10 protein-coding genes and 1 pseudogene are annotated in these 16,389 nt (G+C 60.2%); 5 read left to right on the forward strand and 6 right to left on the reverse strand.

Annotated elements, in window-relative coordinates; translation table 11 throughout:
- Window positions 1–68 precede the first annotated feature (68 nt).
- The 4 genes and pseudogenes from ACOI8A_RS16855 to ACOI8A_RS16870 form a co-directional block, all read right to left on the reverse strand.
- Window positions 69–1,433: a DUF3999 domain-containing protein gene (locus tag ACOI8A_RS16855; RefSeq protein WP_420646851.1), complete on the reverse strand. Its 1,365-nt coding sequence runs from the start codon at window positions 1,431–1,433 to the stop codon at window positions 69–71.
- Window positions 1,430–5,020 carry a DUF2339 domain-containing protein gene (locus ACOI8A_RS16860; protein ID WP_420646850.1) on the reverse strand — a complete coding sequence of 1,197 codons (3,591 nt, stop codon included), beginning with the start codon at window positions 5,018–5,020 and terminating at the stop codon, window positions 1,430–1,432. The genes ACOI8A_RS16855 and ACOI8A_RS16860 overlap by 4 nt, the downstream gene beginning before the upstream one ends.
- A 122-nt stretch (window positions 5,021–5,142) precedes the next feature.
- Window positions 5,143–5,193, reverse strand: a pseudogene (locus tag ACOI8A_RS16865) (hypothetical protein); the annotation flags it as partial.
- Window positions 5,177–7,627 (reverse strand): glycogen/starch/alpha-glucan phosphorylase, encoded by a 2,451-nt coding sequence (locus ACOI8A_RS16870; protein WP_420646849.1) that lies wholly within the window; start codon window positions 7,625–7,627, stop codon window positions 5,177–5,179. The gene ACOI8A_RS16870 and the pseudogene ACOI8A_RS16865, both read right to left, overlap by 17 nt.
- 258 nt (window positions 7,628–7,885) lie before the next feature.
- Between ACOI8A_RS16870 and ACOI8A_RS16875 the strand changes: the two genes are divergently transcribed.
- A complete protein-coding gene (locus ACOI8A_RS16875) occupies window positions 7,886–8,323 on the forward strand; it encodes a YkgJ family cysteine cluster protein (RefSeq protein WP_420646848.1) in 438 nt (145 codons plus the stop codon).
- Between the two features lie 276 nt (window positions 8,324–8,599).
- On the opposite strand, the gene typA is transcribed toward ACOI8A_RS16875, so the two are convergent.
- Together typA and thiI are read right to left on the reverse strand one after the other, a co-directional pair.
- Window positions 8,600–10,420 (reverse strand): translational GTPase TypA, encoded by a 1,821-nt coding sequence (gene typA / locus ACOI8A_RS16880; protein WP_420646847.1) that lies wholly within the window; start codon window positions 10,418–10,420, stop codon window positions 8,600–8,602.
- Window positions 10,421–10,559: 139 nt separating this feature from the next.
- Window positions 10,560–12,014 carry a tRNA uracil 4-sulfurtransferase ThiI gene (gene thiI / locus ACOI8A_RS16885; RefSeq protein ID WP_420646846.1) on the reverse strand — a complete coding sequence of 485 codons (1,455 nt, stop codon included), beginning with the start codon at window positions 12,012–12,014 and terminating at the stop codon, window positions 10,560–10,562.
- 327 nt (window positions 12,015–12,341) lie between these two features.
- On the opposite strand from thiI, the gene glnA reads away from it, so the two are divergent.
- From glnA to ACOI8A_RS16905, 4 genes are all read left to right on the forward strand, one after another.
- Window positions 12,342–13,748 carry a glutamate--ammonia ligase gene (gene glnA / locus ACOI8A_RS16890; RefSeq protein ID WP_420646845.1) on the forward strand — a complete coding sequence of 469 codons (1,407 nt, stop codon included), beginning with the start codon at window positions 12,342–12,344 and terminating at the stop codon, window positions 13,746–13,748.
- A gap of 129 nt (window positions 13,749–13,877) precedes the next feature.
- A complete protein-coding gene (locus tag ACOI8A_RS16895; RefSeq protein WP_420646844.1) occupies window positions 13,878–15,026 on the forward strand; it encodes a toxin-antitoxin system YwqK family antitoxin in 1,149 nt (382 codons plus the stop codon).
- A gap of 136 nt (window positions 15,027–15,162) precedes the next feature.
- Window positions 15,163–15,678, forward strand: a complete 516-nt coding sequence (locus ACOI8A_RS16900) for a DUF4124 domain-containing protein (RefSeq protein ID WP_420651275.1) — start codon at window positions 15,163–15,165, stop codon at window positions 15,676–15,678.
- On the forward strand, window positions 15,675–16,301 hold the full coding sequence (locus ACOI8A_RS16905; RefSeq protein WP_420657781.1) for a DUF4124 domain-containing protein: 627 nt from the start codon (window positions 15,675–15,677) through the stop codon (window positions 16,299–16,301). The genes ACOI8A_RS16900 and ACOI8A_RS16905 overlap by 4 nt, the downstream gene beginning before the upstream one ends.
- Window positions 16,302–16,389 lie beyond the last annotated feature (88 nt).

A 16,389-nucleotide genomic window follows, 5' to 3' on the forward strand; every position in this document is an offset into this window, starting at 1 on the left:
ACAGAGTTCAGGTATCGCATTAAGCGTAGATGGAAACCCGACGGGCGCGAGGGGCGCGCCCGTCGTATTCAGGACTTCGCCGGCGGCTTGCGCAACAGACTGAAAGCCATTGCGCCGAGGAACACCACGCTCAGCAGCAACACTGCCCACAGGCCGAATTTCTTCCAGTTGGTTTGCTCGGCCACTGTAGCGGTGGCCGGCGCAGTCGGGGTCGCGACCGCTTCGCCGTGTACCGTGGCCTTGCCGAGTGCGGCGAGTTTGGCCGGGGTGAAGTCGGGAATCAGCGTCGATAGCGGCAGGCTCGCGGTTTTCACCGTCGGATTGCCCAGCGCCAGGCTGTACGGCCCTGCGCCGCGAGCAAGGAAAATCACCTGAGTCGCGCGCACCGCGTACTTCACGCTCGGCGCCTGCTCACCCAAGCCGCCGCCACGTTCATCAACGCTCAATTTGAGCTGCTGCACCGACTGCCCGTAGAGCTGCAATTCGTTCTGCACCACGTCCTGACCGTTCTGCGTCAGACGATAGAGCAAGCCGCTGCTCAATGTTTGCCACGGCAAGCTGCTTTCGCGACGACCGGCCAAGGTCACTGGCGCCAGGCTGTTCGGCTGCTTCAACTCGACCTGCACGCGCTCGACGTTCAGCTCCATCGGCAACTGCCAGGTGTATTCGCCGGCCTTTGTAGTGCTGCCAGCCAACGCTTGCGACCAGACCAATGGCAGCGGCAGATTACGTGGGTCGCTGCTTTTCAGTTGCGCGGAGGTGAGGATCGGTGCGGAGGATGAAGAATCCCATAGCAGCCTCAGGTAACGTGCCGATCGCCCCGGCAGTGCCACTTCATGCTGCTCGATCCGCTCATCGGAAAAGGTCAGGCGCGCGACCTGGCCTTCACCCCACGCCTGCCAATGCTGCAAGTCGTCGCTGGCTTCGATGCTGAAGCGCTGGAAGCCGTCGCGCTCGCTGGTCCAGTCGAGGATCAACTGCTGCAACGGCGCCTTGATCGCGCTGGCGTCGAGCAGCCAGCCGCGCAGCACTTCTTCGCCTGCTTCCAGTTGACTGGAAGGCTGCACTTCGACCAGCGTGCCGTTGGCGCTGGATTGCACACGCACGCTCGGCGCGCGTTCGGTGGCATCGGCCGAGTTGTACAGCGGGAACCATTTCACATCATTGAGCCTGCCGTCATCGCGGGTCTGCGCCGATTCGCGGGCCAGCGCATAGGCCTGTGGTTCGCCGGCAGCGTTGAACACGCGCAAGTCGCTGAGATCGGTCTGGCGCGCCTGCAATTGCACGTTCAGCGGCAGTTCGAGGCGATACCACGGCCCGCTGCCACTCACGGCCAACGGTACCTGCGCGGTGAAGTCCGCCGGTTTTTCCTGGGCGCCGACGCTGATTGCCACGCCCAGCAGCAGCCAGCCCAGATTCAGCTTTTGACTCAAGAGGAAACTCCTTCGGTTTCCGGCGCGGGTTTGTCCGCTGCCGGTGCGGCTTCGACGCGTTTTGGCGGCAGCGGCGCGAAGTAGCCCACCACCAGCAGCAACACGCCAACGCCGATAAACGAGACGATCCGCGCCAGCCCGCCACGGTTGCTCAATTCGACAAAAATCAGTTTGGTCACCACCAGCGCAATCAACGCCGCGCCGATCAGCCACACCTCGCGACGATGACGCAGATGCCCGCCGATCATCAGCCCCAACGCCATCAGCGTCCAGACGATGGACAACCCGGCCTGCACCAGCATCGAACCGAGCAGTTGATCCAGCTCGAACGGCACGCCCGCCCAATGGTGCGCGGCACGCATCACCAGCACGGTGCACAAGGCGAACAGCGAAACACCAGCGATCAGTTGCGTGGCGTGGTCGGCGTAATCCTTGCGGATCGACAGTTGCGTTACGGCACTGCGCGACCAGACGTAAACACCGAACAGGGCAAACAGCAGGCCCAACTCCAATGGGTTGATCAGCGGCACGTATGGCAACGGTTCGGCGTTGCCGTCGCTGACGGCGTTGGCCAGCCAGAACCAACCGAGCATCAATACCGCCAACGGCGCTGCCGCGTACAAGCGGTATTCGCGCGGGAACGCCGCCACCGGCCACGGCCAGTTGCGCGGCGCCGCCATCAGCAACAGATACACACTCGGCAGAATCGCCCAACCCAGCCAACGCCAGGCGTTGTATTGCTCGGACAACAACAGCAAGCCGTAGCGCAACTCCAGCGCCAGCACGCCGATCAGCAGCCAGCAACCGAGCACATGCGCCGTGCTCAACGCGCGCGCCAGCAGCACCGGCGCCAGTCGCCGCAGGCTGAAGAAATGCACGGCGAACACCGCTGCCCACGCCAGCCAGCCGAAATCAGCCGCCGGGTGATAACGCGAGTGCCACGCTGCGAGCAACACCAGCGCTGAAGCCGGAATCAGCAAGGTGCAGAGCAGCCCCAGTGCCGGCCATCTCAGGCGCAGTGACAACAGTGTCCACAGCGCAACACTCAGCGCCGCGATCAACAGCAGCAACGTCGCTTGCAGGTTCAGCGGCGCAAAGCGCAGCACTTCGCTGACCCACGCCAGCGCCCACCAACCGGCGCCCCAGATCAGCAGCACCTCGGACAGGCGCTGCAAACTCAACACATCGAACGCCGAAGCGTGATTGCCCAGCTGCAAGCGCCACGCGCCGACCATGGCCGCCAGCCCCAGCACCAACGGCGTCCAGAATCCGCCATGCGCCAGCGGCGTCACACCTTCGCTGGACAGCGGCCCGAGCAGCTGCGGCCCGGCCAGCAGAAACGCTGCGCCGCCGATCAACTGCAACAGCAGACCAAAGACAAAACTCACACGCTGCTTGAGATACAGACTGAGCCAGATGATCAACAATCCGCTGGCCGCCCACACCGCGCTCGCGGTCTGCCATGGCAGGACGAACAGCACCGCCAGATTGATCAGCACCAAGCCCGCCAGCAGCACCACCGACAAGCCGCGCAGCAGCCGCACATCGCTGCGCACCATCTCGTCGCGCGCTGCCAGCAACATGCCGGCAATCAGCGCCAGACCGATCAACGACGCGCTGAGCAGCCCGCTCCAACCGGCGTTGAACACCGCCGCCGAATCCTCCCCTGCGCCTTGCAGACGCAACAGAAACAGCGCGCCGCCAAGCAGTTGCACGGCAAATGCGGTGAACAGAAAGGTGCGCGATTGCAGGCGCAGCCCGACAAACAAAGTCACCAGTCCCGCGAGCGCCCAACTGATCGCCGTGCCGTGGGTGAAGAAGAACAGCGGCGCCAGCAGGTAAAGGAACGTCAGGCCCAGAGCTGCCAACACCGGCAAGCCTTGGCGCTCGCGGTCAGAAGCCTGCTCCGGCGACGCCTGGCGCAGTTGATAGAAGCTGAACAGCAACGCCGCGCCGAGCATCAATGCGCCCAGCGGCGAACCGTCGAGCAGACTGCTCTCGCCGATGCGCAACTGACTGAGAAAGGCCAATGCCGAACCCAGTTGCAGCAACAACGCAAACGCGCGGGCAAACGGTCGATGCTGACGCAGACCGAGCCAGAAAATCCCCGCGCCCTCAACTGCCCACGCCGCCGACGTCCAACGCGCATCGAGGCCCAGCGGAATCGCCAGACTGGCGAAAATCACCCCCAGCGCCAGACAGGTTTCCGCCAGCAACAATGCGCGGCCACCCATCAATACCTTGGCCAGAACCATGTAAATCGCACCCAGCGCCAGCGCGCTGAATGCGGCGGTAAATTCCAGATGCTGGACCAACGCAAACTGCAGGCCGAAGCCCACCAGCGGCGGGCCGAACAGCATGGTTCCATCGACGTAATCTCCCTTGCGCGCCGACCAGTGCAGCAGCGCTTCACGGTCGCCATCGGCCGGCGCATCCGGCATGTCGAGCAACTTGCGCCGGGCGAACAGCAAGCCGATGGCCAGGTACATCAGGAAAAACAGGATCAGGAACGGCTCGGTGCTCCACAGCAGCTCCGGCGTATACGAACGCAGGCCCCAGGCGAAACCGATGCCGAAGGTGCCGACAAACCCGATCAGGTTGAGCAGACGCCAGGCCTTGAACCAGGCGATGGCGAGAATGCCGGCGTTGAGCAGCGCGAAATAGCTGAACAGTGCGACATGGTTGCCGGCACCGGTCGAGGTCAGGATCGGTGCCGCGAAACCACCCAGCGCGGCGGCGCACGCGAGTGCCAGCGAATCCTGAGTGATCGCCAGAATCGCCGAGAACACCGTGACTGCCACCAGCAATCCCAGCGCTGCCGTCGGATCGAGCAATGGATGCAAGCGCATCGCCGCAAACACCGTGAGGTACAACACCGCAATCCCGGTGCCTTGCAGCATCAACGCGTAATTAGTGTTGCGATGCCGCAGCCACCAGCCGAGCGCCAGCAGACCCAGCGCCGCTGCCGCGACCCCGGCGTAACGCAATTCGATTGGCACCACCATGCCTTCAGTGGCGTAGCGCAGCAGGAATGCCAGGCCGAAGAACAACAACACCACGCCGACTCGCAGCACGGTGTTACCGCCGAACAACCAGTTTCGCGCGGCACCGATGGCGCGGTCGAACAGGTTCGGGCCTCGCGGTTCGGCCGGGGCTGGCGCTTCGCGGGGGATCGGCTCCGCACGCCAGACATCGGCCGGCAACGGCTGGCTTGATTCGACGCTGGCGGCGGATAGCGGTTCGAGTTCGGGCGGCAGCTCCCAGATCAATTCAGGGGCTGCGGCGGAGGCTTGTTCAGGTACGGGAGCAGGCTCAACGATGATCTCGCTGGCAGGGGCAACAACGGGCGGCGGCGCCGGCTGAACGCGCGCGCCTTCAAGCAGAAACAAGCGCTGCTCGACACCCTGCAACGCGACTTTCGCCTGCTCAAGTTGAAGCTGCTGCTGCGCCGCTTGCGCGCCGAGACGGGCGATGCGCAGCGTCTGACCGATGGCCAGCCCGAGCAATGCACCGAGCAGCGCGCCCTCGACCGACTCGTCGAGCAGTCCGCCGAGCAGCAGCCCGATCAACATGAACATCCATTGCATGGTCGATATCCCTGAGCGCGAAGGCTAATCCGGGAAGATTAGCGCAGCCTGATCGAAAAAGATCGCAGCCTGCGGCAGCTCCTGCGCAGGTTATGCAGGAGCTGCCGCAGGCTGCGATCTTTTCAGCCGCGCCAGTATATCGAGCCGTGCTGGAAGTTACTCCAGCGCCTTCCAGATTTCCGTGGCGTACTCACGAATCGTCCGGTCGGAAGAAAACCAGCCCATGCGCGAGGTGTTCAGCACTGCCGAGCGCCACCATTGGTTAGCGTCGTGCCAATGCGCTTCCACGCGCATCTGCGCGTTCCAGTAGGAGTCGAAATCGGCGCAGACCAGGAAGCGGTCGTAGTCGATCAGCGAATCGATCAATCCGGTGTAGCGCGAGGTGTCGTCCGGCGAGAACACACCGCTGCGAATCGCCTGCAACACATCGTTGAGGCGATGCGATGCAGCGATGTCCGGCAAGGCGCTGAACTCGTGGTTCTGTTTGCGCGCTTCGACCTGCTGGGCGCTGAGGCCGAAAATGAACATGTGCTCGGCACCGATGCGCTCGCACATTTCCACGTTGGCACCGTCCAGCGTGCCGATGGTCAACGCGCCGTTGAGGCCGAACTTCATGTTGCTGGTGCCCGATGCTTCAAAACCGGCCGTGGAAATCTGCTCGGACAAGTCCGCCGCCGGAATGATGCTCTCCGCCAGACTGACGTTGTAGTTGGGCAGGAACACCACTTTCAGCAGCCCGCGCACGGTCGGATCGTTGTTGACCACGCGGGCGATGTCGTTGGTCAGCTTGATGATCAACTTGGCCTGGTGATAACTCGCCGCTGCTTTACCGGCAAAGATTTTCACCCGTGGCACCCAGTCGGTTTCCGGCTCGGCACGAATTGCCTGATAAAGCGCCACGGTGTGCAACAGGTTGAGCAACTGGCGCTTGTATTCGTGGATGCGCTTGACCTGCACGTCGAACAGGGCCGCCGGATTGACTGCGATCCCCAGCCGTTCATGAATCAGATAGGCCAACGCTTTTTTACTGTGCAGGCGCTGGTCGGCGAAGGCTTTGCGGAACGCTGGTTTTTCGGCGAATGGCTCAAGCTCGGTCAAGCGGTCTTCGGCGTGATCAAGCACGTCCGGCCCGAGAGCATCGACCAGCATCGAGGTCAGTTCCGGGTTGGCCTGATACAGCCAGCGCCGGAAAGTAATGCCGTTGGTTTTGTTGTTGATCCGCTCCGGATACAGCTTGTGCAGCTCGGAGAACACGGTTTCGCGCATCAACTGCGTGTGCAGCCCGGACACGCCATTGACGCTGTGCGAACCGAGGAACGCGAGGTTGCCCATGCGTACTCGGCGCCCATTGTCTTCCTCGATCAGCGACACCGCCCGCAGCACGTCGAAATCGTGAATGCCTTTGGCGCGCAGCGAATCGATGTGCTGGGCGTTGATCAGATAGATGATCTGCATGTGCCGCGGCAGCATGCGTTCCATCAGGCCGACCGGCCAGGTTTCCAGCGCTTCGGGCAGCAATGTGTGGTTGGTGTACGACAGCGTATCGACCGTGACCTGCCATGCAGCGTCCCAGGCAACGTCGTAGACATCGACCAGTTGGCGCATCAGTTCAGCGACGGCAATCGAGGGGTGCGTGTCGTTGAGCTGAATCGCGGCGTGATCGCCCAGGGTCAATACCGAGGAGTGCATGTTGCGATGACGACGCAGCAAATCCTGCAGCGACGCGGCGACGAAGAAATATTCCTGACGCAGACGCAACTCCTGCCCCGCTTCGGTGCTGTCCGCCGGGTAGAGCACGCGGGAAATACTTTCGGCGCGGGCGACTTCGGCCACCGCCCCCAAGTGGTCACCGGCGTTGAAGCGTTCCAGGTGCAAATCTTCCACGGCGCGGGCGCGCCACAGGCGCAGGGTGTTGACGCTCGCCCCACGCCAGCCGACAACCGGCGTGTCGTAAGCGATGGCGCGTACGGTTTCGCCCGGTGTCCAGACTTGCTTGGATTTGCCATTTTCATCGATTACGGTTTCGACGCTGCCGCCGAAGCCGATCGGATAAGCCACTTCCGGCCGCTCGAATTCCCACGGGTTGCCGAAATCCAGCCAGTGTTCGGTCTGCTCCTGCTGCCAGCCGTCAACGATGGCCTGGCGGAACAAGCCGTGCTCATAACGAATGCCGTAACCGTGGCCGGCGATGCCGAGGGTCGACATGCTTTCCATGAAGCATGCAGCCAGACGTCCGAGGCCGCCGTTACCCAGCGCCGCGTCGGGTTCGAGAATGCGGATGCGCTCCAGATCAACGCCCAGCTCAGTCAGCGCTTCGCGCGCCACATCGAGCAGGCCGAGGTTGCTCAGGCTGTCGTAGAGCAAGCGGCCGATGAGGAATTCCAGCGAGAGGTAGTAGACCCGCTTCTGGCCTTTGCGGTAGATCTGCCGGGTGTGATCCATCCAGTGCTCGACCATGTGATCGCGCGCCGCCAGAGCGATGGCTTCGAACCAGTCATGGTCGAAGGCGTGATCCGGGTCTTTGCCCACCGCGTAGGTGAGTTTGGTCAGGACGGCATCGCGGAATGCGGCCACCTCTGCTTCGCGAACTAGTGGTTCTTGAGTCATCGATAGGACCTCGAGCGAGCGGGGAATTGTCAGAGCCTAGACGGTCTGACCGGCAGTAGGGCATGTCGTTCGGCAGTATTTCCTGTATCTGCAAGTTGGCACGGCATTCCCTTGGCGGATGCCCTGATCAATGCAGGGGCCGTGCCGATTTGTCCGCCTCGGCGTGCGCACGATGAAAAAATCTGGCGAAAGGTTGTTCAAAAATCCACCAGTCCCGGTATGATCGCGCGCCCTGATACACACGCCTGGTAAAACCCGATGATGAAGCCCAACCTGATCGCCGCAGCCGAGATTGACCGTCTCGACACCTGGGCCAAATACACGGCACCGATGTGCGGCTCGTGCATGTCGAGCTGCTGCACGCTGCCGGTCGAGGTCAAGATCAAGGATCTGGTGCGTATCGGCGTGGTCGACGAGTTCGAACTGGGCGATCCGCCAAAGAACATCGCCAAGCGTCTGCAAAAGGACGGGCTGGTCGAGCGCTTCAACCAGAAGTCGGGAATCTTCACCCTGCAGCGCATGAGCAACAACGATTGCTACTACCTGGATCGTAAAAGCCGCTTGTGCACCATTTATGACAAGCGCCCGGACACTTGCCGCAACCACCCGAAGATCGGACCACGTCCAGGGTATTGCGCGTACAAGCCGAAGGAAGTGGTGCGTGAGCAGAATTTCAAGCCGATCGAGCGCTTTTGATATCTGCGCAAGGCTTTAGACCCAACCCCTCACCCCAGCCCTCTCCCAATGGGAGAGGGGGAAAGGGAGCAGATCTTCAAGCTTTTCAAAACCTGAGTTCGACACGAGCTTTCAGGTCGGTGTATTCCTTCAGAGCAACCCGGTCGGTCCCCTCTCCCTCCGGGAGAGGGTTAGGGTTAGGGTGAGGGGAAAAGCCTCACCAAATTCCCCCCAGACAAACAAAAACGCCCCCGGTCTCTCGACCGGGGGCGTTTTCGTTCAGCCTGAACTGATTACTCAGATCTTGGCTTTCTTCGCAGCGCGGGTACGCTCGCTTTCGTCCAGGATCTTCTTGCGAAGACGGATGGACTTAGGAGTGACTTCGCACAGCTCGTCTTCCTGGATGTATTCCAGAGCCTGTTCCAGAGTGAACTTCACTGGTGGAACCAGAGCGATGGTTTCGTCTTTACCCGAAGCACGCATGTTGTCGAGCTTCTTGCCTTTGGTTGGGTTGATACCCAGGTCGTTGTCGCGGCTGTTCTGGCCGACGATTTGACCGGTGTAGATCTCTTGACCGTGCTCAACGAACAGCTTGCCACGCGCCTGCAGAGTTTCCAGCGAGTAGGTCAGAGCCTTGCCGGTTTCAACCGAAACCAGAACGCCGTTCTGACGGCCGGACATGTGGCCCGACTTGACGGTGTCGTAGCGATCGAAGATCGAGGTCAGGATGCCAGCACCGTTGGTCAGGGTCAGGAACTGGTTACGGAAACCGATCAGACCACGAGCAGGGATGTTGTATTCCAGACGCACACGGCCTTTGCCATCCGGGACCATGTTGCTCAGGTCGCCTTTACGCAGACCCATCTCTTCCATGACCTTGCCCTGCGCTTCTTCAGGGATGTCGATGGTCACGTTTTCGAACGGTTCTTGTTTAACGCCGTTCACTTCACGAATGATCACTTCCGGACGGCCCAGGGCCAGCTCGAAGCCTTCGCGACGCATGGTTTCGATCAGTACCGAGAGGTGCAACTCACCACGGCCGGAAACCTTGAACTTGTCAGCGGTGTCGCCTTCTTCAACTTTCAGGGCAACGTTGTACAGCAGCTCTTTGTCCAGACGGTCCTTGATGTTACGGGACGTCACGAACTTGCCTTCTTTACCGCAGAATGGCGAGTCGTTGACCTGGAAGGTCATGGAAACGGTTGGCTCGTCAACGGTCAGAGGCTTCATCGCCTCGACAGTGTCCGGGTGGCACAGGGTGTCGGAGATGAACAGCGAGTCCATACCGCTGACGCAAACGATGTCGCCTGCGAAAGCTTCTTCAACGTCGATACGGTGCAGACCGTGGTGACCCATCAGCTTCAGGATACGACCGTTACGCTTCTTGCCATCAGCACCGATTGCGACAACCGGGGTGTTCGGCTTGACGCTACCACGAGCGATACGGCCAACGCCGATAACACCCAGGAAGCTGTTGTAGTCCAGTGCCGAGATTTGCATCTGGAACGGACCTTCACGGTCAACTTTTGGCGCTGGAACGTGATCGACAACCGCTTGGTACAGCGGGGTCATGTCTTCAGCCATGTCGGTGTGATCCAGACCGGCAATGCCGTTCAGGGCCGAGGCGTAAACAACCTGGAAGTCCAGTTGTTCTTCGGTAGCACCGAGGTTGTCGAACAGGTCGAAGATCTGATCCAGAACCCAGTCCGGACGCGCGCCTGGACGGTCAACCTTGTTGATGACCACGATTGGACGCAGGCCGGCTTCGAAAGCCTTTTTGGTCACGAAACGGGTTTGCGGCATAGGGCCGTCTTGAGCGTCAACCAGCAGCAGCACGGAGTCAACCATCGACATTACGCGCTCAACTTCGCCGCCGAAGTCGGCGTGGCCCGGGGTGTCCACGATGTTGATGTGGTAGCCGTTCCAGTTGATGGCGGTGTTTTTCGCCAGAATGGTAATACCGCGCTCTTTTTCCTGGTCGTTGGAGTCCATCACGCGCTCGTCGTTGAGCTCGTTGCGCTCCAGAGTGCCGGATTGACGCAAGAGTTTGTCTACCAGGGTGGTCTTACCATGGTCAACGTGAGCAATGATGGCGATGTTGCGTAGATTTTCGATCACTTGTGTATCTCGATCAGAGGATTCGGTTTGCTGACAAGTCTTGGCAGCGATTAGCAGTAGTGTCCGGCGTGGCCGTTACAGCTTGACGGCGGTGTCGGGGGGCCGGTGACGCAGGCCACAGGCAAACAGCCCCGGGCACTTAGCTCGGTCGATAAACGCGCACATTGGCATGCCCCTCACTGAGCAAATGGTGGGCATGCAGGCGACTCATCACGCCTTTGTCGCAATACAGCAGGTACTGGCGAGTAGGGTCCAGTTCCTTGAAACGTGCGTTCACTGCATAGAACGGCATCGTCTGTACCTCAATGCCGGCAAGCTCCAGCGGCTCGTCCTCAGCGGCATCCGGATGACGGATGTCGATGACGATCTGACCGGCCAGTGCTTCGCCGACTTCTTCGATTTGCAAATCCTGGCCCAATTCGTCGATCACCCGATCGATCGGCACCAGTCTGGCGTTCTCGAGCGCACGCTCAAGGACTGCCATGTCGAATTCTTTCTCTTCGTGCTCGACCCGATTGCGCTTGGCTGCGGTCTTCGGATTGACCGAAATGACGCCGCAGTACTCAGGCATGTGCCGGGCGAAATCGGCGGTGCCGATCTCGTTGGCCGTGTCGATGATGTCCTGCTTGTGCGCGACGATCAGCGGTCGCAAAACAAGCTTGTCAGTCACACAGTCGATCACCGACAGGTTCGGCAGCGTCTGACTGGAAACCTGAGAGATCGCCTCGCCGGTCACCAGCGCATCGATCTGCAACCGGTCGGCGATACTGGAAGCCGCGCGCAACATCATACGCTTCAAAACGACGCCCATATGACCGTTATCGACTTTGCCGAGAATTTCTCCCAGCACTTCTTCGAACGGCACACTGACAAATAACACGCGTTGCGAGCTGCCGTACTTCTTCCAGATGAAATGCGCGACTTCCATAACCCCCAATTCGTGGGCGCGACCGCCCAGATTGAAGAAGCAGAAGTGGCTCATCAGGCCGCGGCGCATGATCTGATACGCGGCAACCGTCGAGTCAAAGCCGCCGGACATCAATACCAGTGTCTGTTCCAGCGCACCGAGAGGGTAGCCGCCGATGCCATTGTGTTGGCTGTGGATCACAAACAACCGTTTGTCGCGAATTTCCATCCGGACTTCGATTTGCGGCGCTTTCAGGTCGATTCCGGCGGCGCCGCACTCACGGCGCAGCTTGCTGCCGACGTATTTTTCGACGTCCATCGAGCTGAAAGTGTGCTTGCCGGCACGTTTGCAACGCACCGAAAAAATCTTCCCGGCCAGCGCATCACCGTAGTGCTGTTTGCACTTCTCGGTGATGTCGTCGAAGTCACCCAGCGGGTACTCGTCGATCTGCAAAAAGTGCGCGATGCCCGGCATGCACGTCAGGCGCTCGCCCATCTCTTTCAGGGCCTTGGGGTCGCTGATGCGCGTTTCCAGCTCGAGATTGTCCCACACACCGTTCACCACCACGGCCGGGTCCAGGTCACGGAGCACGGTGCGGATATTCTTGGCCAACTGGCGGATGAATTTCGTCCGGACAGGTCGGCTTTTGATGGTGATCTCGGGGAAGACTTTTACGATTAATTTCATGAAAACAGCGCGCGCAGGGCCAGCCGAAAAAGGGGGGCGCGGATTATAGCGGAAATTGCTCAAGGTTTAACCAGTTAATGTGCAGAAGGTTTTGCGCGCACCAAAACGGGTCATTTCCGGCTAATGACGCTACATTAGAGGGCGGGTTTTTCTATATTTCGAAGCTTTGCACCTTTATAAGCGTGAATACGGGGCAAAAAACCCATGCTGGGGCACTGGCATGCAATTTGCTCCCTTGTGAGGCAGGTTGCCTTGGCAGAGTATTCGCGCCGGCATCACCACTATTAAGGGCATCCACTACCCGCCCTAATTCACCCGGAGGACACTATGTCGAAGTCGGTTCAACTCATCAAAGATCATGACGTCAAGTGGATTGATCTGCGCTTCACGGACACCAAAGGCACTCAGCACCACGTGACCATGCCGGCTCGCGATGCGCTGGAAGACGACTTCTTCGAAGTCGGCAAGATGTTCGACGGTTCCTCCATCGCGGGCTGGAAAGGCATCGAAGCCTCCGACATGATCCTGCTGCCGGACGACGATTCTGCCGTTCTCGACCCGTTCACCGAAGAGCCGACTCTGATCCTGGTCTGCGACATCATCGAACCTTCGACCATGCAAGGTTACGATCGCGACCCGCGCGCCATCGCGCACCGCGCCGAGGAATACCTGAAGACCACCGGTATCGGTGACACCGTTTTCTGCGGTCCTGAGCCAGAGTTCTTCATCTTCGACGAAGTGAAGTTCAAGTCCGACATCTCCGGTTCGATGTTCAAAATCTTCTCCGAGCAAGGCTCGTGGATGTCCGACCAGGACGTGGAAGGCGGCAACCGTGGCCACCGTCCAGGCGTGAAAGGCGGCTACTTCCCGGTTCCGCCGTTCGACCACGACCACGAAATCCGTACCTCGATGTGCAACGCACTGGAAGAGATGGGTCAGGTCGTTGAAGTTCACCACCACGAGGTGGCAACTGCCGGTCAGAACGAAATCGGTGTCAAGTTCAACACCCTGGTGAAGAAAGCTGACGAAGTTCAGACGCTGAAATACGTTGTGCACAACGTTGCCGACGCTTACGGCCGCACCGCGACCTTCATGCCGAAGCCGCTGTACGGCGACAATGGTTCGGGTATGCACGTACACATGTCCATCTCCAAAGATGGCAAGAACACCTTCGCTGGCGAAGGCTATGCCGGCCTGTCGGAAACCGCTCTGTACTTCATCGGCGGCATCATCAAGCACGGTAAAGCGCTGAACGGCTTCACCAACCCGGCTACCAACTCGTACAAGCGTCTGGTGCCAGGCTTCGAAGCTCCGGTAATGCTGGCCTACTCGGCGCGCAACCGTTCCGCTTCGATCCGTATTCCTTACGTCAACAGCCCTAAAGGCCGTCGTATCGAAGCACGTTTCCCGGATCCGGCTGCCAACCCGTACCTGGCTTTCGCAGCACTGCTGATGGCTGGCCTGGACGGCATCCAGAACAAGATCCACCCAGGCGATGCTGCCGACAAAAACCTGTACGACCTGCCGCCTGAAGAGGCGAAAGAGATCCCACAAGTTTGCGGCAGCCTGAAAGAAGCTCTGGAAGAGCTGGACAAGGGCCGTGCGTTCCTGACCAAGGGCGGCGTGTTCTCCGACGACTTCATCGATGCTTACATCGCGCTGAAAAGCGAAGAAGAAATCAAAGTCCGCACCTTCGTACACCCACTGGAATATGAGCTGTACTACAGCTGCTGATCCGGTAGCGCCGCGCTACGCGGCGTGACAAAAAAGAGGCCTCCTTCGGGAGGCCTTTTTTGTGCCTGCGCATCCATGGATAATCCGCCGCTCTCGCGCCCTGCCCGGCGCCTTGACGAAAGGATTCGTATGAAGTGGTTGTGGTTGTTCGCCCTGACGCTCGGCATTGGCTGCTCAACTGTCAGCGCCACCGAGTTTTATGCAAACAAGTCGCTGGCGCATCCGTTGATTCAGGGATTGCAGGAGAGTGCGGCGACGCTCGCGTTCATCAGGGAAGACGACAGGGTCAAAGGCTACTACTGCGTCTGCGACTCGCCGGTTGCAGAGCCGCATCTGCTCGATGATTTCGGCGCAGCGTCCATCGAGTCGGTGTTCCTGATGTCGCTCGACAGTGAGGATCCGACTCGCTTCGTGCTGTTCCGACAGAACGGGCTCTACAAGATTTACGCCTACAAGTACAACGACAACGACCGCCTCTACAGCCGCGTCGCGAACTTGCAGAGCGCTCTGGACCGGATCACCGCCGGGCAGAAACACCTCGACGCACTGACAGTCAAGAAGGCCCTGGGCCGGATCACCCCGCTCAACTACCGCTTCTATTACGAAGAAACCGGCGTGCCGGAGTTCGATCAGATCGACTTCAGCCAAGGAACGCTGGTGGGCTATTACGGCCAATATTACGACCCGCTGAGCGACCCGACGCCGGATGCTCAACCGTACTTCTTCAAGAAGACCTACCAGGAAAAAGACGGCCGGTTTCTCACCGTTACCTTCTGGCGCTGGCTCGACACCACCCGCGTCGAGGGCGACCGCACACTCTACAACTACACGGTCAGCCGCATCGCCTGGGAGACCGCGCCGGCGCAGTTCACAGGCAGTGAGGACGGCAAGTCGGTGTCGTTCTACGACGGCGAGATCGCTTCCCGTGGCACTTACCAGCACGGTGCGCGCATCGGAGAATGGTACTTTGCCAAAGAGAACAACTATTCGGAATCAGGCAGCTATGTAAATGGCGTGCGCGAGGGAAAATGGACCGAATTCCACGATGCGCAATACGCACAAGGTGACTACCGCAACGGTTTGCGCGAGGGTCGCTGGACGCTCGCCAACTACGATGAGATGGACTGGGTTGCTACCGGGTTCGAAACCTACAGCCATGGCAAGCTCAATGGACCGAGCGAGCGGACTGTTGGCGGCGTCACCGAACGCGGCAACTACCGCGACGGAGAGCGCGAAGGCCACTGGGTTACCGAGAAGGCAGCCAGCAGCGCCCAGTGATCAAGCCTAAATGGCACAGTAGCAATGCCTCGCACCCTTAAGACCGGCGACGAACCAGTGGAGCTGATTGTGTTCTATGCTGGCGGCCAGGACATTCCACTGTTCGAGTAGTCTTCGCGGCCCACAGGGAGAATGAATGCGGCTATTTCCATGCTTGTTGCTCCTGGCCGTCACATGCCCTGTGAGCGCGCAGATTTACAAGTACACCGACGCCAGCGGCAACACGGTCTACAGCGATCATGCGCCCGACGGCGTGCAGGCGCAGGCGGTGGAGTTGCCGCCGCTCAATCGCGTCGAGCCGCAGGCGCCGAGCACTTCGGCGCCAACGCCGGTATCGGATACCCGCGAACAGCCGCACAAAACCTACGAGATTCTGGAACTGGGAGGCTTGCCCACCGAGGAAGCCCTGCGCGCCAACAACGGCACCTTTACCGTCAACGTGCTGATCAAGCCGCGCCTGCAACCGCCGCATAAATTGCGCCTGCTTCTGGATGATCAGCCGTACGGCCAACCGAGCAACGTGCCGATCCTGCAACTGGTGAATGTCGACCGTGGCGAGCATCGGCTGGCGGTGCAGGTGATCGACGGTGAAGCGATCATCCAGCAAAGCCCCGCAGCGGTGTTTACCGTGCACAGAGTGCACAAGCCATGAAGCGCTGGGGCATCGGGGTTCTGTTGGGGCTGATCGCGCTGTCAGCGTCGGCCGAGGTGTTTACCTACATTGATGCGCAGGGTAACCGGGTGTTTACCGACCAGCCGACCCACGGCAAAGCCAAGCGTGTGCCGCTGCCAACCAGCAACCGCATGTCGGCCAACCCCACCGCCGCCCTGCCGATCACCAGCGCAAAACAAACGCCCGAATTACCGCTGTTCCGTTACGACATGCTGCGTCTGCTGATCCCGGAACCTGATGCAACCATCCGCAGCAGTGCCGGCGAGTTGATCGTCAGCGTCACCAGCGAACCCGGCCTGCAAGCCGGGCACCGCTACCGTTTGCTGCTCGACGGTCAGGCAATCGGCGAACCCGGCCTCAGCCCGGTTTTCCCACTGAGCAACATCGACCGGGGCAGCCACAACCTGTCGGTGGAAATCCTCGACGCCCAAGAGCGGACGGTCGAAAAAACCGCCAATCAGCCGTTCCACATGCTGCGCATCTCGCTGACGCAGAAACGCCAGGTCAAACCTTGCGTCGCTGACGACTACGGCGTGCGCCCGGAATGCCCGCTGAAAGACAAACCCGCAGAACCGAAAAACCCCTTCCTGCGTTTCTTCTAACGTTGTTCAGCTTTGCGCACTATATTGGTGCACAAGGCTGCACCGTACTCACATTGCAGCCCATTTTGGTTCGAAACTACCCGTTGGA

It is taken from the genome of Pseudomonas sp. P4795, from assembly GCF_048822895.1.
Classification (GTDB): domain Bacteria; phylum Pseudomonadota; class Gammaproteobacteria; order Pseudomonadales; family Pseudomonadaceae; genus Aquipseudomonas.